Here is a 22,470-nt window from a genome sequence, read left to right as displayed (position 1 = left end):
CAATTATTCCACAGTAACCGATTTAGCTAGGTTACGAGGCTGATCTACGTCGGTGCCTTTTACGACTGCAACGTGGTAAGACAATAACTGCAGCGGAATTGTATGAACAATCGGCTCTAGAATGCTGTCTACTTTTGGCACTTCGGTGAAGATGATATTTTCTTCGTTATGCAGGTCTGTGTCCTTGTCGGCAAAAACATACAGTTCGCCACCGCGAGCCGCCACTTCTTGTAGATTAGACTTAAGCTTATCCAACATGTCGTTATGTGGAACCAATGCAATGATTGGCATATTCTCATCAACCAAAGCCAATGGACCGTGTTTTAGCTCACCTGCTGGGTAGGCTTCCGCATGAATGTAAGAAATTTCTTTTAGTTTCAATGAGCCTTCTAGCGCGATTGGGAACATGGTGCCACGTCCCAAAAATAGCGCATTGGTTTTATTAGCAAAACGATCCGCAACAGTCTTAATGTGAGCATCTTCTAAAAGAGCAGCATTCACGTAAGCAGGTAATGAACGCATAGCTTGAACAAGCTCTTTTTCTCTTTCTGCTGACAGACCATTTTCTACAGCAATAGCAACACTAGTAATCAATAGTGCAGTCAGCTGAGTGGTAAAAGCTTTAGTGGATGCTACGCCGATTTCTGGGCCAGCATTGGTAAGAAGAGTAAGCGCTGACTCACGTACCAGCGTACTAGATGGGACGTTACAGATAGCTAGAGTCGTTAAATAACCCAGCTCTTTTGCCATACGCAACGCAGCTAGTGTATCCGCTGTTTCGCCAGACTGTGACAAGGTCAAAAACAAGGTTTTCTTCGGCACAGCCACTTTGCGATATCGATATTCGCTTGCCACTTCAACACTGCATGGCAAACCAGCTAAATCTTCAATCCAGTATTTTGCCACCATGCCAGCATGATAACTGGTACCACAAGCAACGATATGTACATTTTCCACTTCTTTTAAGAAAGCAGAATCTGCACCAAAGCAGCTAGTAAGAACCTTGGTTTCACTAATACGACCTTCTAGACAAGCACTGATCACTTTAGGTTGCTCGTAGATTTCTTTCATCATGTAATGACGAAATTCACCTTTGTCTGTCGCGTCGATGTTGTGGTTAAACACGCTAATTGGACGGTCTTGCAACTCGCCTTTTGCATCATAGATAGACACGTTATCACGACTTACTTCAACCACGTCGCCTTCTTCTAAAAAGATGAACTGGTCAGTAACATGCAATAATGCAAGTTGATCTGACGCGACAAAGTTTTCTTCAATACCAACCCCAACTACAAGCGGGCTGCCTTTACGTGCGGCAATAAAGCGATCGTTATCGTCTTTTTGCACCACTCCGATAGCAAAAGCGCCATGTAATTTCGTTAACGTCGTTTGCACAGCTTTCAGCAAATCTGGCTGTGTTTTTAACGCATCATGAATAAGGTGAACGATAACTTCGGTATCTGTTTCGGATTTGAATTCATAACCTTTGGCTTTTAATTCGCGACGTAATGGTTCGTGATTTTCAATGATGCCATTATGAACCAGAGCAAGATCATTACCTGAAAAGTGTGGATGTGCATTAGCTTCCGTTGGCTTGCCATGAGTGGCCCAACGTGTGTGAGCAATGCCCATTTTGCCATCTAGTGGCTCTGCTTCGAATTTGTCTTTTAATGCCTGAACTTTGCCAACGGCACGGTGTGAAAACACACCTTCTTCGTTGTTAATCGCAATACCGGAAGAATCATAACCACGGTATTCAAGACGGCTAAGACCTTCAATTAAAATTTTTGATACGTTACGACGCGCAATGGCGCCAACTATTCCACACATGAGAGAATCCTTTTCGTGTTTGTGCCGAGGCTCAGCTCAACACAATAATAAATATGATGAGATAAACAGCGAGTTAATGACTCGCCGCTTCTCCTGTTTAATATGTAAAATTCTGTTTAATAGATTAAAAGCTAAAGCGTTACTTTTTGATTGGACGAGGCCAATTGTCTTTGTTGGTTTGTCGCGCTCTGGCGAAAGCCAATTGATTCACGCCCACTTGTTTAGTGATGGTCGAACCCGCAGCGATCATTGCACCTTCTGCCACTTGCACTGGTGCGACTAACGATGTGTTTGAACCGATAAAGACGTTATCGGCCACTTGTGTCAGATGTTTATTTACACCATCGTAGTTGCAGGTAATGGTGCCTGCGCCAACGTTCACGTTTGCACCCATTTCTGTATCGCCAATGTAGCTTAAATGATTAACCTTGCTGCCTTCACCAATAATGGCTTTCTTGGTTTCAACAAAGTTGCCAATCTTGGCTTTATTAGCAAGCTGTGTGCCTGGACGTAATCGAGCAAAAGGACCGATGTCGCAATTTTCGCCAACTTGGCTTTCTTCAATTAGCGTGTTGCTTTTAATAATAGTATTGTCGCCAATGGTGCAGTTTTTAAGATGGCAATTTGGCCCAACTTCAACACCAGTACCCAACACTACTTTACCTTCAAAAATACAGTTCACGTCAATAATGACATCGTGACCAGTAGTCATTTCTCCACGAATATCAATGCGAGATGGGTCAAGCAAGGTCGCGCCATTTTGCATAAGGCTAACGGCTTGCTGGTTTTGTAACTCACGCTCTAATGCGGCAAGCTGAACTCGGTCATTGACGCCAGCCACTTCGGCCTCGTTTTCTGGGTTCACTGTGACAATATCCACACCATCACGTGCCGCCATAGCAATCACATCGGTCAAATAATATTCGCCTTGGGCGTTATTATTCGTTAAGGCTGCAAGCCAGCCTTGTAGATGATTATTCGGCGCTAACAAAATGCCGGTGTTCACTTCTTTAATAGCAAGCTGGTCTTCAGCAGCGTCTTTTTGCTCAACAATCGCTGTCACTTTGCCTTGTTCGTTGCGAACAATCCGACCGTATCCAGTTGGATTATCAAGAGAAATCGTCAATAAAACTAAGGTATTGGAATTAGACAGAGCAGTCATTTTTTCTAATGTACTGGCGCGAATCAGCGGAACATCACCATAAAGAGTTAATGTCGCACCATCAGCCTGAAGAAAAGGCGCAACGCGACGCAATGCATCACCTGTTCCTTGCGGATCATTTTGCCAAACAATATTGGCTGAAAAGTCCTGACAATTTGCTTCGACTTGTTCACCCTGGTGGCCAACAACGAGATGTAATTTTGATTCAGGTAATGTACTTGCTGTGGTTAGTACTCGTTTTACCATGGCGATACCGCCAACTTTGTGCAATACCTTGGAAAAGGCTGATTTCATTCGGCTGCCCTTTCCGGCAGCAAGAATTACGATGTCCTGAGTCATGAGCATCCTTGAATTGGCGTCTTTAAATAAATAATGAATATTACTGATAAAAGCTATTAGACCTTTTTGCCTAAACCGTCACAACCCAAATTGTCACAAAAAAAATGACAATTTTTATAAAAAATCATAAATCGATGATTTTAAACGCTTCTAGGCAAAGCAAAAACAAAGATTGTCAGAAAATAATCAATATGATGTTGATGCGTTACATTACGGCATTACCAGTATAAAATATCGCCTTAATATTAATAAAAACCATTATCAAATGGTTTACACATCACCAAAGTAAAGGATTAGCATGAGTCAAATCAGCGAACCGAAGCAACTTGATGAGCTTTATAACGAGGCACATCCTTTAGCATTAAAAAAAGAGATTGATGAACTAGAACAACACTCAATCACCTTCATAGAGCACTGTCCTTTTATTATCATGTCAACATCGGATAAGAATGGATTCGCAAATGTTTCACCTCGTGGCGGTGATGCGGGGTTTGTTAAAGTGCTGGATTCAAAGACCGTAGCATTCGCAGACACGGCTGGTAACAATCGCTTAGATAGTTTGAGAAACATCGTAGAAAGACCAAAAGTTGGTCTACTTTTTATGATTCCTGGTATCGGTGAAGTTGTGCGTATAAAAGGCACTGCTAGCCTACACACAGACAACGAAACACTAGATTTATTTGTTGAAAATAATAAGCCACCAAAACTGGTGGTTAAAATAAGCGTACATAAATTACTTTTTCATTGCCCCAAAGCCATTGCCGTTGCAAAGCTTTGGAGCGAAACAAATAAAGTAGAACGTTCATTTCTGCCTTCACTTTTGAACATCATTCAAGATCAAACCCAAGCATCAAGTTGATGCTTGGTCTAAGGTAATGGCGGAGCGTCTTGGACAAGCATTGCACTCCGCCTGAAGGAGTTCTACTAGAAGCCTCGTAGCTGGGCCTGTTCGTTCACCTTTTCCAAAGATGGCAAACATGTGGAAACTTCGTTCACTACCAGAAATCAATTTCAATTTTTTAAGTTTTCCGCTTTGCAAGGCGTATTCTAAATCTGCCTTTGGTAGCCACGCGAAGCCTATACCGCTAGTCACAATTTCTAAAGCGGATTGCACACTCGATACCGTCCATCGTCTGTCTGTGCCCAACCAACCCGCATCGATAGAGGTCTCTGACGCTGAATCACGAATAACAATTTGTAATTCTCGACTCAAGCGCTCGTTATTAATAGGGTCTGCTTCTTGATGCAAAGGGTGACTCGTAGCCGCTACCGCGATCATTTCCACTTCGACAATGGGATCGGCCAAATAACCTTTTGGAACAATAGCGCTAAGCACTAAGTCTGGACTGCCTTTTCGTAGTGCTTCTTCTCCTCCGCTTAATACAGCTTCTTTTAATTGCACTTGCGTTCCTTGGCTTTGTGGCTCAAAAGCTTGCAAGGCACGCAGTAAAGCAGGCGTTGGAAAGGCCTGATCGACCACTAATTCTAATTCAGGCTCCCAACCTTGGCCAAGTGTGTGAGCTAGCTCTTCTAGATCTACTGCTTCTTTTAATAAATGCCGTGAACGACGTAACAAGACTTCACCGCGCTCAGTAAGTTTGGCTTTTCGTCCTTCGATAATCAGCAACGGATAGCCTAGCTGCTCTTGAAGCTTTGCGACTGTGTAGCTAACTGAAGATTGGCTTTTATGGAGTGCTTCTGCGGCTTGGGCAAAACCACCTTTGTCCACAACAGATTGCAAAACGCGCCATTGCTCTAACGTTACTCTCGGGGCTTTCAAGATAATTCTCTTATATAGAATACATGGATAATTAATGTATCGTATTTTTCGATCAATATCTCCAAAAAATGTCGCTTTTTAATCGAATTACTTGGTAATAAGATAGCCTCATTATCAAGTGACGGGCCATCTTGGCTCACTTAAGATTACCGAGGAGAAATTATTACAATGGCTACTTTACTACGTATCGACTCTAGCGCTTCTGGCGAAAACTCTAAATCACGTCAACTAGCAAACGAGTTTGTTGAAAAATGGTTGGCAAAAAATCCAGAAGGTAAAGTCGTTGCTCGCGATGTAACTGCGAACCCACTACCTCACTTCACAGGCGAAACATTAGGCGCACTGTTTACTCCAGAAGAAAACCGTTCTGCTGAACAACAAGCTATTGTTGCGATTGGTGATGAACTGATTACTGAACTAGAAGCTGCTGACGTAGTGATCGTTTCAGCTCCTATGTACAACTTCGGCATTCCTTCTACGCTGAAGTCTTACTTTGACTATATTGCTCGTGCTGGCCGTACGTTTAAATACACTGAAACTGGACCTGTTGGCCTTGTAAACAAAGATGCTTACATCTTTGCTGCAAGTGGTAGCTTCCTAGCTGGCGCTCCAGTTGATCACCAAGTGCCACATATCCAAACATTCCTAGGTTTCATTGGTCTAAATGTAAAAGAGACTTTCATCGCTGGCGGTCAAGCGATGGGCGCACCAGGTGAAGAAGCTTTCAACCAAGCCAAATCACAAATTGCAGTAGCTGTTTAACATTAATTTTTAATCCCTTTTAAGTTAATGTTATTGGTTACTCCAAAAAAAACCGATTAGAGTCTTCTAATCGGTTTTTTTGTGGAAATTATCTGACTAACATAAATATCAACAGCCTTGTCGGGATCCCCTAACAAACAATTGAATTGCATCAAAGCCCATTAGCTTTCAGGGCAATGCGCTTACGCTGTACGTCAACTTCTAACACTGTAACATTGACCACTTGCCCCACTCGCACTAAATCCCTTGGGTCTTTAACAAATCGATCTGCCAATTGCGAGATATGGATCAATCCGTCTTGATGCACACCCAAATCTACAAAAGCACCAAATGCCGCTACATTAGTCACAACGCCTTCTAACGTCATGCCTTCTTGCACATCTTCAAGCTTTTGAACACTATGATCAAAAGACGCATAACGAAACTCTGGACGTGGATCTCGACCTGGCTTGGCAAGCTCGTTAAGAATATCCGTATAAGTAAAATCTCCTGCTTGGGCAAAGCTTGGGGCTAACTGCTTTAGCTGCTGTAAAGCACTACTGTTATTAAGCAAGTCATTTGCTTTTAGCTTTAAATGCGCGGCCATTTTTTGAACTAATGGGTAGGATTCAGGATGCACACCAGACTGATCTAATGCTTCTTTGCCATTTAGTATTCTTAAAAAACCAGCACACTGCTCGAAGCATTTATCTCCGATGCCTTTTATCTTTAACAGCTCACTTCTCGATTCGATGCGGCCTTTCTGCTGACGGTAATCCACGATATTTTGCGCTAAGCGATTGGTTAAACCAGAAACGTAAGACAATAAAGAAACCGAAGCGAGGTTAATATCCACGCCAACGCGATTAACACAATCCTCTACTACGTTTGCAAGCGACTTGGACAATAAGGTGACTTTAACGTCATGCTGATATTGGCCAACCCCAATAGCTTGAGGATCAATTTTCACCAATTCAGCAAGCGGATCTTGAAAACGACGAGCAATAGATACCGCTCCTCGTATAGTGACATCTAAATCAGGAAATTCTAGTATCGCTATTGGTGAAGCAGAATATACAGAAGCTCCAGCCTCACTCACCACCACAGCTCGACAATCTAGATTCGATTCGGTAATAAGCGCTCTTACTAGTGCTTCAGTCTCTCGTGAAGCAGTGCCGTTACCAATCGCTACCCAACCAATATTATGTTTGTGAATCAGCTGAGAAAGTATTGCGCTAGCTTCTTGTGTACGATTCTGAGGTCCATGAGGGTAAATAACACCGTGATCAAGCAAAGAACCTTGCTCGTCAATAACCGCCAATTTAACGCCGTTGCGAAAACCAGGATCAACACCTAATACTCGATGCGCTCCTGCAGGTGCAGCCATTAATAAATCTTGTAGATTATCAGCAAAAACCTGAATTGCACCTTCTTCAGCTCGATCTTTCAATTGAGAAAGAACATCGGTTTCTAGTTTTGGCAGAAGTTTATTTTCCCAAGCCAGATTTAAATACTTACGCTGCAAAGGCGTTACTCGATGAGATTCTGGTAAGTTTGCATCAAGCAATTGATTAAGATGAGGAAAGATTAATACGTCAGGATAATTTTCCTCATTCTTCAAAGAAACACTCAGTTTTAATATCGACTCTTTTTTTCCTCGAAAGAGAGCAAGCAAACGATGAGAAGGCACTTTATTTATCGCTTCTTGGTAATCAAAGTAATCACGGAATTTCTCACCTTGCTCCTTTTTACCTCGCAGAACTCTACTGGTTAAAAGACCATCTTTGAGTAATACTGCACGACCTTTTTTTAGAACATCACTGTCATTGGCAATAGCTTCATTCAATATTTCAGCTACACCCTCTAAAGCAGACTCTGCCGATATTACAATATTATTCTGCTTACACCATGCATCAATTGCAGACAAGGTATCAGAGCGCTGGCCTGACCATACTAAAGCCGCTAAAGGCTGAAGCCCTTGCTCCCTAGCCTCATCTGCTTTTGTCTTTCGGGTTTTCTTAAATGGCGAGTACAAGTCCTCGAGCTCATTTTTAGAGACGGCATTTTGTATTTTTTTTCTTATGGAATCGGAGACATTTGAATCTTCAGCTAATAACGCAAGAATGCTTTCTTTGCGCTTTTTTAATTCAACTAAATACTGCCATCTATCGTAAAAAGATCGCAAATCCTGATCACTCATGCCGCCTGTATTTTCTTTTCTATACCGAGCGATGAATGGAACAGTTGCACCTTCTTCAAATAATTGAATAATATTATTGCTGTATTTTTTTAATATAGAAAACTCTAAGCTTAGGTTATCTGATATGGAATTCATTTATTACCCTATTGTTTACACTTTTCTAACAGATTAAACACGTTATTTGATTAGCATGTTAGGTTGTTTTTTATTAAAATCCACACACAAACTTGAAATAGTATAAAATTACATCACAATGTACTGATATCAATTCAATGTTTTTTTACGGTATGAATTATTATTGAATTTGTAGCATAAGATAAAACACTTTTTCATCTGGTTCAGATTCACTATCAACCTAAGAAAGCGTTTTATTTTTTCCAATCTTATGGAATTTTCAAATTTATTAATTTTAACACATACCACTGAGCATAAAAGACGGATCTATTTTTTCAGTGCAGGACCAACTAGTTATTCAGAGACAATCAGTTCTTAACAGATAAATAGGGGACACCAATGAGTTTATTACTAGAATTAGCAGGCAATAAAGCAAAAGCACGCGCAGCAGCAAAAGAGCTAAGCGTTGCTCAACTTGAAAACCTAATTGCAGGCTTCAACAATGCGCTTGAAAAAGCAAAAGAAGAAGAAGCGGCTCGTGACGCAGAGCAAGCACTAAAATCTGCTCGCGCTGAAGAAATTGCAAACCTAATCGCTAAAAGCGGCTTAACAATGGAAGAAGTAGCATTACTAACTACTCCAAAAGCTGGCGCGACAAAAGGCAAAACTGTTGAGCCTAAATACCGCTTAACAGTAGCTGGTGAGACTCACGAATGGACTGGCCGTGGCCGCACACCAAAAGTATTCCAAGAATACTTTGATGCTGGCAACAGCCGTGAAAGTGTAGAAATCAAATAATTTTTGATTCTAGCTTTATATGAATAATAAAAAAGCGACTCATTGAGTCGCTTTTTTATTGGCTAAATCTATTTTTGGTCTAAAAATAAGAGCGCTTAGCTACTTTGTTTCGTATAGATCAGATCCCATACACCGTGACCTAAACGCTCACCACGCTGTTCAAACTTTGTCAGTGGACGCCATTCAGGGCGAGGGTGATACAAGCCTTTACCAGCCGCATTCTGATAGCCCTCTTGGACTTCCATTACTTCCATCATATGCTCGGCATAAGGCTGCCAATCTGTTGCCATGTGAAAGTGTCCGCCTTCTCTTAATACATTTGCTACTTGCTGAGCAAACAAAGGCTGAACGATACGGCGTTTATTGTGCTTCTTCTTGTGCCAAGGGTCTGGGAAAAACAACTGAAATGCACTGGCTGCTTCCTGCGGTAAACAGTTCGCCATAACTTCAATCGCATCATCACAATAAACACGTAAATTAGTAATGCCTTCCTCTTTTGCCAGCATCATCAGTTTAGCAACACCCGGTGGGTGAACTTCAATACCGATAAAATCTTTCTCTGGAGCATTTTTTGCCATCTCGACAAGTGAAGCTCCCATACCAAAACCTACTTCAAGCACCACATCTGATTCACGACCAAATACGGTTGCGTAATCAATTCGCCCATCAGCAAGATCTAAACCGTACACGGCCCAGTTCGCATCGTAGTTCTTTTGTTGACCTTCAGTCATGCGACCACCACGTACAACAAAGCTACGAATGGTGCGTTTCTTGATAGGTTCTTGAGTATTTGTTTCTTGCTCTTGCATGGTTAAATATCACTTAAGTGTGTTCTATTTTGATGAGCCTACACCGACCTAATTCGTTCGATTTAGGTCAATCATGTCTTTTGAGTAAGACTAGCGGGGCGCTATCCTACCGGAAAAAACATTTGATGTCCTGCTTTTGTCGGTTAGTTTATTAAGACCTAAAGTCCCATTGCCTATGACTTTTGGTGACTTGAACGCCAAAAGTTCAGCACCAAAAGCCCCCAAGCAATGAGGTAGCATAAACCGCCGAAAGGAGTCACTGCTCCTAACAATGTGTAACCCGTTAAAGCCATGACATATAGACTACCGGCAAATAAAATATTACCAATACAAAGAAGCAGTAGTATGCTTTTAGCTGAAGATAAATAAGCAGATAAGGCAACCACCACCAATCCAGCTAAAGCATGATACATAAGGTATTGGCTTGCAGTGTGCCACCAGCCTAACGCTTTCAAGTCTAGTATACTGGTCAAAGCATGAGCACCAAATGCACCAGAGGCAACTGATATAAAAGCTTGGGCAGCAAAAAAACCGCCCCATTTCAAAGGCAATCGTGCTGATACTTTTGTTGCATGGTCTTGTTTGGCCGGCTCTTTCTTTGAAAGAGATGAAGGCGACTCAACGTCGTGATCAGACATGAATTATTCCAATACGTTTAAATAACCATTACTACCAATGGCGTAATAACGATTACCTGAACCAAAAGCCAGAGCTAAAACACTAGCGCCACTCGGTCGACTCTTTGGAGTAAAAATCTCCCACTCTTTTTGGACAACTCCTGTACTGACTTGAACCAAAGACACTCGACTATTCACTTCACCAATAAGAATGGATCTGTCATCTTTTGAAAAAACCGCCTGACTGATGGTGACGTTGCGGTACTTAAGAGCTCCGGTGTCGATTTTGGTAAGCTCTTTGCCTGTTTTAGTAGACCAAATTTTTGCATTTCCTAGTTGAGCAGCACCAAACGCATATTTACCATCGGCCGATAAAGCCACACTAGCAATGTCATTACTTAGAGGCCATTGATGTTTCTTTTCACCGGTTTGCATATCCCATAAGGTGACATTAGAAGAATCATCACCTGTAATACCCAGCATTCCATCTGGCGTCACATCGACAGCACGAACTGTTGAACCTGTTCGTAACGTTTGCTTGATACCGCCACGCTTAATATCAAAAAAGCGAGCAGTCTGGTCATTTAAGCCAACTAAAGCATAATCACCATTCTGGGTAAGTTTTAGAGATTGAATGTCACCTGGCGTCGTCCAGAAACCATCAGATTTACCTGTTGCGGTATTCCATAGAACTAACGATCGAGCGCCGCCAGTTGCTGCAAATTGCCCGCTTGGGTCAATATCGACACCAAGCAAGGATGAATACTCACCTTTAGCATGATTCCAGTTAAAACGACGTTCATTGACGGCGTTTACCCAAAAACTACCGCCATGCTGAATGGAACCAACTAAAGCAGTGGCGCCGTCATCACTGAGAACGGCAGAAAACAAACCCTGCACAGCATATTGAGCAGTTCGAACTGGCGCTTCTGCTGAGCAAGACAATAAAGCTGCAGAACAGAAAGCAATTAAACCAAGCTCAAACGCTTTTTTCACTGTGCGCTTCATGTAATTCCTTAATCAACTGATCTTCATATTGGAATCGTTCTGCCATTACGACAGCCAAAGCCTGCAATGAAAAAGGCAAGGCCTCAAGCTGAGCATTACAATGTTCTTTAGTGTCATATTTGTCGTTAAATTCAATAGCTACTTCCGTTGTGCTATCAATAAGAGGCAACAATTCGCGCAATAAAATAACAGCGCCATCGTCATGAAACTCTTTCGCTTCTAACGCTAACTGCTCATAGACAGTAAAGTGGCCAGCAGAGACATAATCCACCAGCTGCTCACAAAATGATTGAATCTTAGGTGTATCCGTCGGCGTAAATTCACCGCGCTCACGCAAATAAATCCCCATCTCCAGCAATTGTCGACGCTGCCCTAACCAACGATCAATAATGATGTGCACTCCGCCCCATCGCTCTTGGGCTGTTTTACAACCTTCTAACATATGCAGACTCCATCAGGCGTTAATTATTATTAGTAATCTTTGTCTCAAGCATATTCCGATACGTTACCCCCTGCAAGACGATAACTTAAGGGATTTGTAACCTTTTTAGAGAACTTTATATGATTACTGTGCCTGTCAAAACTTTGTTTAAACAGGCAAAAATGTCTCGTTTATACGGATATTTTTTTGTTAGCTCGCAATGCGATAACGATATTAATGATCGCCATACCAATAAAAGCAACCAATGTCCAACCAGGAATACTAATGCCAAACAAGGTCCAAACCACATCACCACATTCACCAGTTCCCATCACCATAGCTTGCATAATTTCTTGCCATGGAAAGACCTCAAACATATAACTTAATCCCGGCAAACAAGCTGGCAATTCGTCCATTGGTAAGCTTTGCAAATATAAATGACGGATTGCTAAAGCTGCACCGGCAAAAGATAAAACAACCACCAACCAAGAAAATACTTTCCGCGCTTTTTCACTCGCCGTTAAAGCGGATATCAAGGACACTACACCAACACAGAAAAACACAATACGCTGCAGCATGCATAAGGGGCAGGGTTCTAACCCCATTTGATATTCCATATAAAAAGCCACAGCTAAAAGCGCAAAAGCTGCGAACGCAACCAAACCATGAAAACGACGAGCAGATAAAAACGTGAACATAGATAAAGATTCCTAAACTTACTAAACGGACATTTTTAATTGAATAATGTAACTTACGACAACAGTAAAACAGTAAAGTGCGAAATTACTACTGACAGCAAGCTTTAATGACAGTTAGTATACTGTCTATTGGAATGAATACGAGAACCTAACATGTCATTGATGATGCCCTTATGCCATAAATTACGCCTATTTACTCTACTCTTACTATGCAGCCTTACAGGTATTACAGGTTATGCCGCAGACGAAGCAGCACCAGCAGCCGCTTATATAGAGCTGAAACCCACTTTTGTAGTCAATCACCTTGGCGACGATGCCCGACTCAAATATATAAAAACTAGTATTAGTATTCGTACTGACGAGACGAAGAAAGACTTAATTGAAGCTAATATGCCTTTAGTCAGAGATGCATTGGTGATGTTTCTTAGCTCTCGTACCACGGAGCAAGTTACTGGAGCAGTAGCGCGTGAGAAAACACGTGAAGAAGCCGCTATTGCAGTAAACGGCGCTTTAAAAGAAGAAACTGGATTAGAACCGGTAAAAGATATTTTATTCGCTAGCTTTGTCACTCAATAAACGAATTTATACTCGTTTGACGATTAAGCAGACACAAAAAAATGCCCCTGGTTAAATAATTTAATCAGGGGCATTTTTTTGTGTCTGCTTGCTTAAAACAATATTTTCACGACTTCATGAAAAAGACTTTCTTAGAGTTCTTTAATATCATCAGGATCAACATATCCCGCCAGCTTATCCGTCGCTTCGTTATTGAAAAACTTATCCATCTGTTCCATCACATATTTGCGTGATTCAGGTTGCATCAAGTTAAGTTGTTTCTCATTGATCATCATTGTCTGAAGCTGCTGCCATTCTTGCCAAGCCTGCTTAGAAACGTTTTGTAGGATCTCTTGGCCTTTCGCTCCGGGCAATGGCGCGCGATCTAACGCTTCCATCTCTTTCTGAAACTTTTTACAAAATACAGTATTCGCCATAAGAATCTCTCGCCATCATAAATGTATAATAAATGTATAGGGTGAATAATGGCGTTAACACTAGAGAATTCAAGGTCAAAACCTTTAATCAGCGTTTAAATTCAGCAACCTTATAAACTTCGAATTAGTCCAACAATGATAAACACAATAATCAATGAAAAAATCGAAGGTCGCCTGTAGATCAACCAAGCCAATCCAAATCCAGTAATGGCAACATCCATCCAACCAAGCAAACTCGATGTGCCAATCGGATAATATAAGGCAGCTAACAAAATCCCGACCACTGCTGCGTTTAAGCTCGCCACAGCAGAACGAAACAGAACGTAATGAGACAAGCGTTGCCACGCAGCTTGCGCACTTAACATCAACAATAGACCAGACAGAAATACAGCTAAGGTAGCTACACCAGCCCATAACCAAATATTGTCACTTTTTGGAGTCACCGAAGCACCTAAAAAACTCGCCATGGTGAACATAGGGCCTGGAACCGCTTGAGCGGCAGCGTAACCTAAAAGCAAATTCGATTCACCAATCACTGCTAACGTAGGATCTACATAAGATTCTGGAGTAAGTACAAACGCCGACAACATTGGCAGTACCACGTGCCCGCCGCCAAATACTAACGCTCCCGCTCGATAAAAGTTTGCGAACAAACCGCTTAATCCGCTATCTAGAAAAAAACTAACAACAAAGCCCACGACAGCAATGATAAAAAAGCACCATGCAAAACGCACTTTAGGCAAAGACTCAGAAGCGGTTGGAACAATAGAAGGCCTTGCTAACATGCCAAAAAACACAGCGATTAGCAGAACGGTCAAACTAGCAAAACCAGAAGGCGACAAGATAATAAACGCCGCACTGAATAACGCCAGCCCAGCCATAATTTTACTCTGACAAAAAGACCGCCACATACCAATACAAGCATCTGCGACCACGACAACCGCTAAAAGCTTTAAGGCATGAACTGAACCATCAAAAAAAACATTGCCCTGCCAGTGATTACCAAATCGAGCCAGTAACACCATGACAACAAAAGACGGCAAGGTGAAAGCAATAAATGCCGCCACCGCTCCAAGCAATCCCGCACGATGATAGCCTAAGGCAAAACCAACTTGACTAGAGCCTGGTCCCGGCACGATCTGACTAAGCGCTACCCATTGAGCATACTGGGTTTCACTCGCCCATTTTTTGCGCTTAATAAAGGTTTGGTTGAAGTAACTAAGGTGAGCAGCAGGCCCACCAAAACTGGTAAAACCTAATAACAAGAAAGAGACAAATACCTCTGCTACGCGTTTAAAATATGAGAGGTTTTTATCTACCATCATATGAATGATCTCAAGCTAGTTATTCAATTGTTCCAAAATACTTCTCACTGGCGCCGGCAACCCTTGCGCCATGGCATTTTGTTGGCTGAACCATTGGTATTTCTCACCTTCCATTACCAACTTCGTGTCGGCAATTTGAATGTGGCTTGGCGAAATATCCAAATGATAATGACTAAAAGTATGTCTAAAAGATGACAGAGGTGTTACAGCCTCGACTTGCGTAGCAAATCGCTGTTCAATATGCAGCACTACAGATTCCTCTGACGCAAGCTCTGGCAAACTCCAAAGCCCACCCCAAATTCCAGTAGAAGGACGCTTCTCTAGTAACCATTGCCCTTGTTGATTCATCAACACCAGCAACTGAATACTCTTCTCTGGCTTAGCGGCTTTTTTCGGTTTACGAATAGGAAATTGCGTTGGATCTTGGCTAAAACGAGCCTGGCAGTCGCCTTGTAGCGGACAAAGCAAACATTGCGGTTTAGAACGAGTACAAAGTGTCGCGCCTAAATCCATCATAGCTTGTGTGTAATCGCCACAACGCTCGTTCGGCATATAACACTCAGCCAGGTCCCACATGGCATTTTCGGTTTTCTTATCGCCGGGCCAAGTTGGCACTGCATGGAAGCGCGCCAAAACACGCTTTACATTGCCGTCTAAAATCGCTGCTTGAACACCGCGGGAAATAGATAAAATCGCCGCTGCAGTAGAACGACCAATGCCGGGTAACTCACAAACACCTTCAACAGTCTGTGGGAACTCACTGTCGAATTCATCCACCAGCATTTTTGCTGCTTTATGCATATTGCGCGCCCGAGCGTAATAACCTAGACCACTCCAGTGCGCTAACACTTCGTCTTGCTCAGCCTCAGCTAACGCTTCAACAGTTGGGAAAGATGTCATAAATTTGTGGTAATAAGGAATGACAGTTGTCACTTGCGTTTGCTGCAACATGATTTCAGAAACCCATACACGATAAGGTGTTTTATTCTCTTGCCAAGGCAAGCTTTTACGCCCGTGCTGATCAAACCACGCTAGAACACGAGGCGCAAAATTTTCAACTGGTTGCATTTATTTCTCACGTTATATTTTTAATCAGCGCTTAAGTCCGTCAGTTATTAGAACAAACTCTTTAATTTATCTTTCAGCTTATCCTTAAGCCTTTCTTCTTCTGCTTTGCGTTTTTCTTCCAGCTCAGCTTTCAAGCGTGCTTTTTCAGCTTCAGCTTTAACCTTTAGTCGTGCTTTTTCAGCATCCACTTTAAGTTTCAGTTCATCTTCTGCCAAATCAGCAAATAACTTCCCGAAGCCTTTTATATCAGGACGACATAAACCAGCAGGATCATCACTAAATTGCCCCTTACAGACAATAGGAAATGCTAACTTAGTCACTTTCTCATTGACGTGACAGGCTTTATCTAATTCGCTACCCGCAATCCCTACATTGGCTTGATAATCTAAAGAGGAATTTGGCAGTGACACCACACCATCACCCGTCACTTGAATACCCGCAGAGCTTATTTTTAAACCTGGAGTTGACACTCTGCCATTAATGATATGTGCAGGAAATCGCATGGTTTCAAACGGGGTATCTTGGCCAAACTGCTGATCATTAATTTTATCCTTACGAATTGCAGCTATACCTTCACATACCGTTTTCGTTAGGTTGGTCCCAACTAAAGCGCCGTTTTTAATATCTATCAATAAGTCACCTTGCAGAGATGCCATTAGAGTATCAAGACTATTGCCCTTGGCACTAAGCTCACCATTTAAATAAGTAGCACCCGCAATTTTGTTCATGTCCATAAAATCGACAAGCAAAGGTTGAATTTGTACGCCATCAATAGTCGGTGAAATATTAAACACTGGCGTGATGCCTCGTACATCCAAACTAGCTTTTGATGACACACTACCTTTATATAATGAAGCACGAAGAGGAGAAACTTTTACCAAACCGTGCAACTGAGTTGAATCCAGCTCAATTTTATCGATTTTTAACTTTTTGACAGTAATGTTTTCGAACACCACGCCAACATGGCCATTTAAAGAACGAATCAAATCGATTGGTATCAGGTCACCAGATTCTGCTTTAGCGGCAATATCTACATTAGTTATTGCTTCAACCTTCCCGTCTTTGCCTTTTTCAATAGGCGTTGGCAAATAGCGATCTAGGTCTAAGTTTTTACCAGCAACACTAACATCCCAACGCAAAGGTGATAAATCAACCACAGCATTGGCTTCAATATTTGTGTCGTCCATCGCAATAGATATTGGCTGTGCTGTAATCGAATCTAAATTGCCTTCTAGGGTTATATTGGCACGCGCTTTAGTCAGCGCTTTATCATCAGACATTTCAGGCAAAGGTAAATTTAAACGCGTCATTAAATAGCGCGGATTAAACTCCCCTACCGTTAACACTGCTGAAAACTGAGGTTCGCTCAACACTTGATACGCTTGAATTTTAGCGTCAACATTTACACCTAACACACTTAATGCCAAGCCTTCTACCAAGACATTCTCTTGCGGTAAATCAAGATCGACATTGGTGGCACTAAGTTTGGCGCTGATTGGACTCGTTGGTAGCAAATCACTTTCAACTTCCCCAGATAACACCAAAGAGTCTAGCGACAAAGATTCGCGCTCAGGGAAAACCGCAAGATTAGCATTTAATGTCGCTTTCGCCTTGATTGGTGATTTACCTTGTAAATCACTTTGTGTCACGGCGATATCCATCACCATAGGCCAAGCTTTGTCCCATTGAACATCGTTTAACTGTACGTTTAGCGTCGCGTTAATAAGCTGCTTTGTTTGTTCATCACGGTATTGCACTTGCGCATTTTCAATACGTAGTTCATCTAACTGAATATCAGGAAATTTGATTTTTTCAACTGTGTTATCAGAAGAATTATTGGAAGCTGTGTTCGTTGAAGCAGAAGAACTTGCTGCAGGCGAGTTGTCCGGTAAATCTAGTTGCCAATTACCTTGGCCTTGAGCGTTTTTGTTCAAACTGGCTTTTAGATTAACCAAGTTCACTTTGTTCACCTGAATTTTTTGCTCAAACAAAGGCAGAATCGCCAAGCCAAATTCAGCACGATCAAATTGTAAAATTTCAGGATCAGAGCCTATGGAAACGCCAATATCTTCCAATCCAAGCCCCAGCCAAGGGAAAAACGACCAGCTAATATCACCATCCAGGCGTAAATTAACATTGGCTTTTTCTAGCGCTACGCTTTTTAGCTCGTCTTTAAAATCATTTGGATTCACAAACAACATGACGTACGCCAACAAAATGGCAACAACGGCTAATAAACCAGCCACCAACAGTGAAAGTCGCTTTATCCAAACCATGACAAACCCCTTAATAAATGTATTCCGACAAATGCGTTCAACCTAACCTGAAACCTAACTAAGAGCGCATGCTGCATCGTATAGATGCCATATCATAGCATTCGAATTAGGAGTTTATCGACGCAATAGAGACAACTCATTAAAAAACACACAGACAAAGCATAGAAGCTAAAGAGCCCACGTTCTATAATAGGGAAATTATGTCATGCTCTTAATATACAAAAACGTGGCGACTATTCGTCACCATCACTGTGGAGAAACCAATCAATGTCCGATCGCATTGCCAGTGTCGAGCGTAATACGCTTGAAACTCAGATCAAGGTGTCGATTAACTTAGACGGTACCGGTAAATTCAACTGCGTCACAGGCGTCCCTTTCCTTGACCATATGCTTGAGCAAGTAGCACGTCATGGTCTGATTGACTTAGACATTCATGCAGTTGGCGACCTTCACATTGATGCTCACCACACAGTCGAAGATTTGGGCATCACTTTAGGACAAGCTTTTGACATTGCTGTTGGCGATAAAAAAGGCATCAAACGCTATGGCCACGCTTATGTACCATTAGATGAAGCCTTGTCTCGCGTAGTAATAGATTTCTCAGGCCGTCCAGGTCTAGAAATGCACGTACCTTTTACTCGTGGCTCTGTTGGCGGTTTTGATGTGGATTTGTTCTCAGAATTTTTCCACGGTTTTATCAACCATGCCAAAGTAACGCTACATTTAGATAATCTTCGCGGTAAAAATACTCACCACCAAGCGGAAACCATCTTCAAAGCATTTGGACGTGCGCTACGCATGGCTCTAGAAGCTGACGAGCGCATGGCAGGGCAAATGCCTTCCACTAAAGGTTCTTTGTAGGACTCTCTTAGTTTGAGCGGTAAGAGTATGAGCAATAAGAGTATGAGTGACATGAAAAAATCTACAGTCGCAGTGATCGACTACGGCATGGGCAACCTTCACTCGGTTGCCAAAGCTCTTGAACACGTCGCTGATGAAAATACCACGGTAATTGTAACCAGTGATCCTGAGGTTATTGATGCAGCAGATCGAGTGCTATTACCCGGCGTTGGCGCGATTCGTGATTGTATTGGTGAAATGAACAATGCAGGACTGGTTCCTAGTATTCGTAAAGCCATGGCGGAAAAGCCATTTCTCGCTATTTGTGTCGGCATTCAATCTTTGATGTCTCACAGCGAAGAAAACGGCGGTGTAGATTGTTTGAACCATTTCCAAGGCAACGCTTTGTTCTTTGGTGAAAAGCACACAGATCATGACGGTAGCAAACTTAAAGTGCCGCACATGGGCTGGAATCAGGTTAAACACACAATAAATCACCCTCTTTGGGCAGATATTCCTGACAACGCTCGCTTTTATTTTGTACACAGTTTTTATGTTGTACCTGAAAATAAAAGTGAAGTTGCTGGCACCTGTGATTACGGTTTGGAGTTCTGTGTTGCGCTCGCTCGAGACAATGTTTTCGCCGTGCAATTTCACCCAGAAAAAAGCCATAAAGACGGTCTTCAGCTTTATAAAAACTTCCTTCACTGGGATGGCAAGCCATAACTACAAGCCATCAAGTTTGTTTAGATAGAAGCATATTAGATTCTAGGAGCACCATTTTATGGGCTTAGCAAAACGTATTATTCCTTGCCTTGATGTGGACAATGGCCGCGTTGTAAAAGGTGTTCAGTTCGTCGATATTCGTGACGCCGGCGACCCAGTTGAAGTAGCAAAACGCTATAACGAGCAAGGCGCCGATGAGATTACTTTTCTAGACATCACCGCCAGTTCAGACGACCGCGCAACGACAGTTCACATGGTTGAAGCCATTGCCAGCCAAGTGTTTATTCCTTTAACAGTGGGCGGCGGCATTCGCACCTGCGAAGACATTCGCCGCATGTTAAACGCTGGCGCAGATAAAGTCGGCATAAATACCGCAGCGGTATTTAACCCTGAATTTGTTCGCGAGGCCGCACAACGCTTTGGCTCTCAATGTATTGTTGTTGCCATTGATGCAAAAAAAGTCAGCGCGGAAGGTGAACCTGATAAGTGGGAAATCTTTACTCATGGCGGCCGCAAACCAACAGGTTTAGATGCCGTTGAATGGGCAAAGAAAATGGTTGAATACGGCGCAGGGGAAATCCTGCTAACCAGTATGGACCGTGACGGTACTAAAAATGGTTTCGACCTTGGTGTCACTCGCGCTATAAGTGAAGCGGTTCATGTACCAGTAATCGCCTCTGGCGGTGTTGGCAACTTGGATCATCTTGTAGATGGTGTCATTGAAGGCAAGGCGGATGCCGTATTGGCAGCCAGCATTTTCCATTTTGGCGAATACAGCATTCAAGAAGCAAAACAGCGCATGACCGATGCTGGCATTGAGATGCGCCTTTAATCCATTCCTCTAGTAAAAATTGACGGCCTGAAGGCCTAAAGGTGATTTGATTTTTGTAGGCTGCGATTCAGGGGGATATTTTTTGTCGTGCCCTTGCGCGACAAATTTCTTATATCTATGTTCTAGAAGTCAGCATTTTTTGTGCATGGGGTATCTGTTGCTTGCTGCGAATCAGCTCTGCCGAGTACAATCCCTGAAATTCAATTTTGCCTTATTCAATAGAAGGAAGACTTCTTGACCACCTTAACCGATGCTTTGCAAGCGCTGGCAACTCATTGCCAGCAAGCCGCGACGACTTCTGCACTCACCTTTCATCGTGGCGTAGAACGAGAAGCGCTACGAGTTGACCGAACTGAAGGCCACATCTCGCATAAGCCTCACCCGAAAGCATTGGGCTCGGCACTGACTCATAGCTCCATCACAACGGATTATTCCGAATCTTTGATGGAATTTATTACTGGCGTTCACCCAAGCGTTGAAGGTGTCATTAAAGAGCTAGAAGACATTCATAACTTGGTTAACCACGAACTATATAAGCAAGACGAATGTTTGTGGCCGGCCAGTATGCCTTGTTATTTAGCGGGTAACGAAGATGTTCCTATCGCGTATTATGGCGAATCAAACACTGGTAAGCTAAAACGCGTTTACCGCGAAGGTCTGTCTAATCGTTATGGTCGTATCATGCAATGTATCGCTGGCATGCATTACAACTTCTCTTTTGATAAGGACTTCTGGTCTTTCTTGGAAAGCTACAAAGGCAAATCCAATCTTTCAAAAGCTGAAAAACAAGCTTTTCAATCAGACAGCTATTTTGCTTTGATCCGTAACTTCCGTCGTAGCTCTTGGATGCTATCGCTGTTGTTCGGTGCATCACCCGCTATTGATGAAAGCTTTTTACCGAAAAAGCCTGACAGCCTAGATAAATTAGAAAAGAACACTTGGTTTGGCCCAAAAGCCACCTCACTTCGCATGAGTGATCTTGGTTATCAAAATAAGGCTCAAGCCGATTTATATGTATGTTACAACGAAGTTGAAACCTACATCAGCACGGTAAAAAAAGCCCTACAGACACCTTATCAGCGCTACCAAGACATAGGTGTGAAAGTCGATGGACAATATCGCCAACTTAATAGCAATTTATTGCAGATCGAAAACGAGTATTACAGCGACATTCGCCCTAAACGCGTCACGCAACCTGGCGAACACCCAAGTGCAGCCCTGCATGCCAGAGGCGTTGAATACATTGAAGTTCGCATTATGGATCTAGATCCAAGCTCTTCTATCGGCATGCAATCTTCGACCTTGTATTTTATTGATGTATTCCTGCTTTACTGCATGTTACGTGGCGATGAGCGACTAGGCAGTGCTGAATGCAGTCAACTTCGTAAAATGCAGCAAGAAATTGCATCCCATGGTCGTGACCTAGACATGGACTTTGATTTTGGCCAAGGTCCAACCAAACTGCGCACCAAGGCCGAAGACATGCTGAATGCACTGACAGAAGTCGCTGAATTTTTATCCTCTAAAACAGGCAATCCTGCCTATCAACAAGCGGTAGAGATTCAAAGAGAAAAACTTAGCAACGAGGCCCTATTACCTTCTGCACAGCTACTTGAACGCAGTAAAGTACAACAAGGTTATCAAAATGCCATGTTGGCGCTATCGAAAGAACAGCAAACAGAATGGATGTCTCGTCCGTTATCCGAAGAACTGACCCGCGAGTTTATGGAAAAAGCAGAACGCTCGTTACGTGATCAAGAAGCCATTGAAGCAGCTGATGAAGTGGACTTTGATACCTTCCTCGCGGCTTATTTGACACCGCAGTAAAGTGGCCTAATTTTGACTAACAGACATAAAAAAAGCCTCTCGCGAGGCTTTTTTCGTTTTACCACAA

At 42.5% G+C, this 22,470-nt stretch carries 21 protein-coding genes; 8 read left to right on the top strand and 13 right to left on the bottom strand.

The genetic code is table 11. The features are described from left to right. Nucleotides 1-3 precede the first annotated feature (3 nt). Both glmS and glmU read right to left on the bottom strand, forming a co-directional pair. Nucleotides 4-1,830: a glutamine--fructose-6-phosphate transaminase (isomerizing) gene (glmS, locus tag TY87_RS07895; protein ID WP_100186643.1), complete on the bottom strand. Its 1,827-nt coding sequence runs from the start codon at nt 1,828-1,830 to the stop codon at nt 4-6. 139 nt (nt 1,831-1,969) lie between these two features. Further along, the gene (gene glmU / locus TY87_RS07890) at nt 1,970-3,331 is read right to left on the bottom strand and encodes a bifunctional UDP-N-acetylglucosamine diphosphorylase/glucosamine-1-phosphate N-acetyltransferase GlmU (RefSeq protein WP_100186642.1); all 1,362 of its coding nucleotides are present in this window, start codon (nt 3,329-3,331) and stop codon (nt 1,970-1,972) included. Nucleotides 3,332-3,629: 298 nt separating this feature from the next. On the opposite strand from glmU, the gene TY87_RS07885 reads away from it, so the two are divergent. Next, nucleotides 3,630-4,190, top strand: a complete 561-nt coding sequence (locus TY87_RS07885; RefSeq protein ID WP_100186641.1) for an MSMEG_1061 family FMN-dependent PPOX-type flavoprotein — start codon at nt 3,630-3,632, stop codon at nt 4,188-4,190. Here the strand turns inward: TY87_RS07885 and TY87_RS07880 are convergent. Then, a complete protein-coding gene (locus TY87_RS07880; RefSeq protein ID WP_100186640.1) occupies nt 4,182-5,111 on the bottom strand; it encodes a LysR family transcriptional regulator in 930 nt (309 codons plus the stop codon). The two genes, TY87_RS07885 and TY87_RS07880, sit on opposite strands and share 9 nt — an antisense overlap. 168 nt (nt 5,112-5,279) lie before the next feature. On the opposite strand from TY87_RS07880, the gene TY87_RS07875 reads away from it, so the two are divergent. Continuing rightward, complete coding sequence (locus TY87_RS07875) at nt 5,280-5,873, top strand: FMN-dependent NADH-azoreductase (RefSeq protein WP_072838973.1); 594 nt, start codon at nt 5,280-5,282, stop codon at nt 5,871-5,873. A gap of 151 nt (nt 5,874-6,024) precedes the next feature. Here the strand turns inward: TY87_RS07875 and TY87_RS07870 are convergent, their stop codons facing one another. Then, the gene (locus TY87_RS07870; protein WP_100186639.1) at nt 6,025-8,187 is read right to left on the bottom strand and encodes a Tex family protein; all 2,163 of its coding nucleotides are present in this window, start codon (nt 8,185-8,187) and stop codon (nt 6,025-6,027) included. Nucleotides 8,188-8,565: 378 nt separating this feature from the next. On the opposite strand from TY87_RS07870, the gene TY87_RS07865 reads away from it, so the two are divergent. Then, nucleotides 8,566-8,964, top strand: a complete 399-nt coding sequence (locus TY87_RS07865; RefSeq protein ID WP_011978593.1) for an H-NS histone family protein — start codon at nt 8,566-8,568, stop codon at nt 8,962-8,964. Nucleotides 8,965-9,059: 95 nt separating this feature from the next. Here TY87_RS07865 and trmB read toward each other — a convergent pair whose 3' ends face one another. From trmB to TY87_RS07840, 5 genes are all read right to left on the bottom strand, one after another. Further along, nucleotides 9,060-9,773, bottom strand: coding sequence for a tRNA (guanosine(46)-N7)-methyltransferase TrmB (gene trmB, locus TY87_RS07860; protein WP_100186638.1), 714 nt, complete (start codon nt 9,771-9,773; stop codon nt 9,060-9,062). A gap of 173 nt (nt 9,774-9,946) precedes the next feature. Beyond that, a complete protein-coding gene (locus tag TY87_RS07855) occupies nt 9,947-10,411 on the bottom strand; it encodes a DUF423 domain-containing protein (RefSeq protein WP_100186637.1) in 465 nt (154 codons plus the stop codon). A gap of 3 nt (nt 10,412-10,414) precedes the next feature. Next, nucleotides 10,415-11,398 (bottom strand): WD40 repeat domain-containing protein, encoded by a 984-nt coding sequence (locus TY87_RS07850; RefSeq protein WP_100186636.1) that lies wholly within the window; start codon nt 11,396-11,398, stop codon nt 10,415-10,417. Next, entirely contained in the window at nt 11,370-11,840 is a 471-nt protein-coding gene (rsd, locus tag TY87_RS07845; protein WP_100186635.1) for a sigma D regulator, read from the bottom strand. Before rsd ends, TY87_RS07850 begins: the two co-directional genes overlap by 29 nt. A 170-nt stretch (nt 11,841-12,010) precedes the next feature. Next, nucleotides 12,011-12,517: a disulfide bond formation protein B gene (locus TY87_RS07840; RefSeq protein ID WP_072838968.1), complete on the bottom strand. Its 507-nt coding sequence runs from the start codon at nt 12,515-12,517 to the stop codon at nt 12,011-12,013. 153 nt (nt 12,518-12,670) lie between these two features. Between TY87_RS07840 and TY87_RS07835 the strand changes: the two genes are divergently transcribed. Then, nucleotides 12,671-13,093: a flagellar basal body-associated FliL family protein gene (locus tag TY87_RS07835; RefSeq protein ID WP_100186634.1), complete on the top strand. Its 423-nt coding sequence runs from the start codon at nt 12,671-12,673 to the stop codon at nt 13,091-13,093. Nucleotides 13,094-13,224: 131 nt separating this feature from the next. Here the strand turns inward: TY87_RS07835 and TY87_RS07830 are convergent, their stop codons facing one another. The 4 genes from TY87_RS07830 to TY87_RS07815 form a co-directional block, all read right to left on the bottom strand. Beyond that, on the bottom strand, nt 13,225-13,509 hold the full coding sequence (locus TY87_RS07830) for an oxidative damage protection protein (protein ID WP_100186633.1): 285 nt from the start codon (nt 13,507-13,509) through the stop codon (nt 13,225-13,227). 110 nt (nt 13,510-13,619) lie between these two features. Further along, complete coding sequence (chrA, locus tag TY87_RS07825) at nt 13,620-14,834, bottom strand: chromate efflux transporter (protein WP_100186632.1); 1,215 nt, start codon at nt 14,832-14,834, stop codon at nt 13,620-13,622. Between the two features lie 15 nt (nt 14,835-14,849). Further along, nucleotides 14,850-15,902, bottom strand: a complete 1,053-nt coding sequence (gene mutY / locus TY87_RS07820) for an A/G-specific adenine glycosylase (protein WP_100186631.1) — start codon at nt 15,900-15,902, stop codon at nt 14,850-14,852. A 47-nt stretch (nt 15,903-15,949) separates the two neighbouring features. Then, a complete protein-coding gene (locus TY87_RS07815) occupies nt 15,950-18,178 on the bottom strand; it encodes an AsmA family protein (protein WP_100186630.1) in 2,229 nt (742 codons plus the stop codon). 267 nt (nt 18,179-18,445) lie between these two features. On the opposite strand from TY87_RS07815, the gene hisB reads away from it, so the two are divergent. From hisB to gshA, 4 genes are all read left to right on the top strand, one after another. Further along, complete coding sequence (hisB, locus tag TY87_RS07810; protein ID WP_072838962.1) at nt 18,446-19,039, top strand: imidazoleglycerol-phosphate dehydratase HisB; 594 nt, start codon at nt 18,446-18,448, stop codon at nt 19,037-19,039. Nucleotides 19,040-19,081: 42 nt separating this feature from the next. Next, nucleotides 19,082-19,744, top strand: coding sequence for an imidazole glycerol phosphate synthase subunit HisH (gene hisH / locus TY87_RS07805; protein WP_100186629.1), 663 nt, complete (start codon nt 19,082-19,084; stop codon nt 19,742-19,744). A gap of 58 nt (nt 19,745-19,802) precedes the next feature. Further along, nucleotides 19,803-20,576 (top strand): imidazole glycerol phosphate synthase subunit HisF, encoded by a 774-nt coding sequence (gene hisF / locus TY87_RS07800; protein ID WP_100186628.1) that lies wholly within the window; start codon nt 19,803-19,805, stop codon nt 20,574-20,576. A 234-nt stretch (nt 20,577-20,810) separates the two neighbouring features. After that, nucleotides 20,811-22,403: a glutamate--cysteine ligase gene (gene gshA / locus TY87_RS07795; protein ID WP_100186627.1), complete on the top strand. Its 1,593-nt coding sequence runs from the start codon at nt 20,811-20,813 to the stop codon at nt 22,401-22,403. The last annotated feature ends 67 nt before the right edge of the window (nt 22,404-22,470 follow it).

It is taken from the genome of Marinomonas sp. BSi20584 (assembly GCF_002792415.1).
In the GTDB taxonomy this organism is placed as follows: Bacteria; Pseudomonadota; Gammaproteobacteria; order Pseudomonadales; family Marinomonadaceae; genus Marinomonas; species Marinomonas polaris.
Note: the sequence above shows the minus strand (reverse complement) of the source record. Positions and strands in the feature narration are given on the sequence as shown.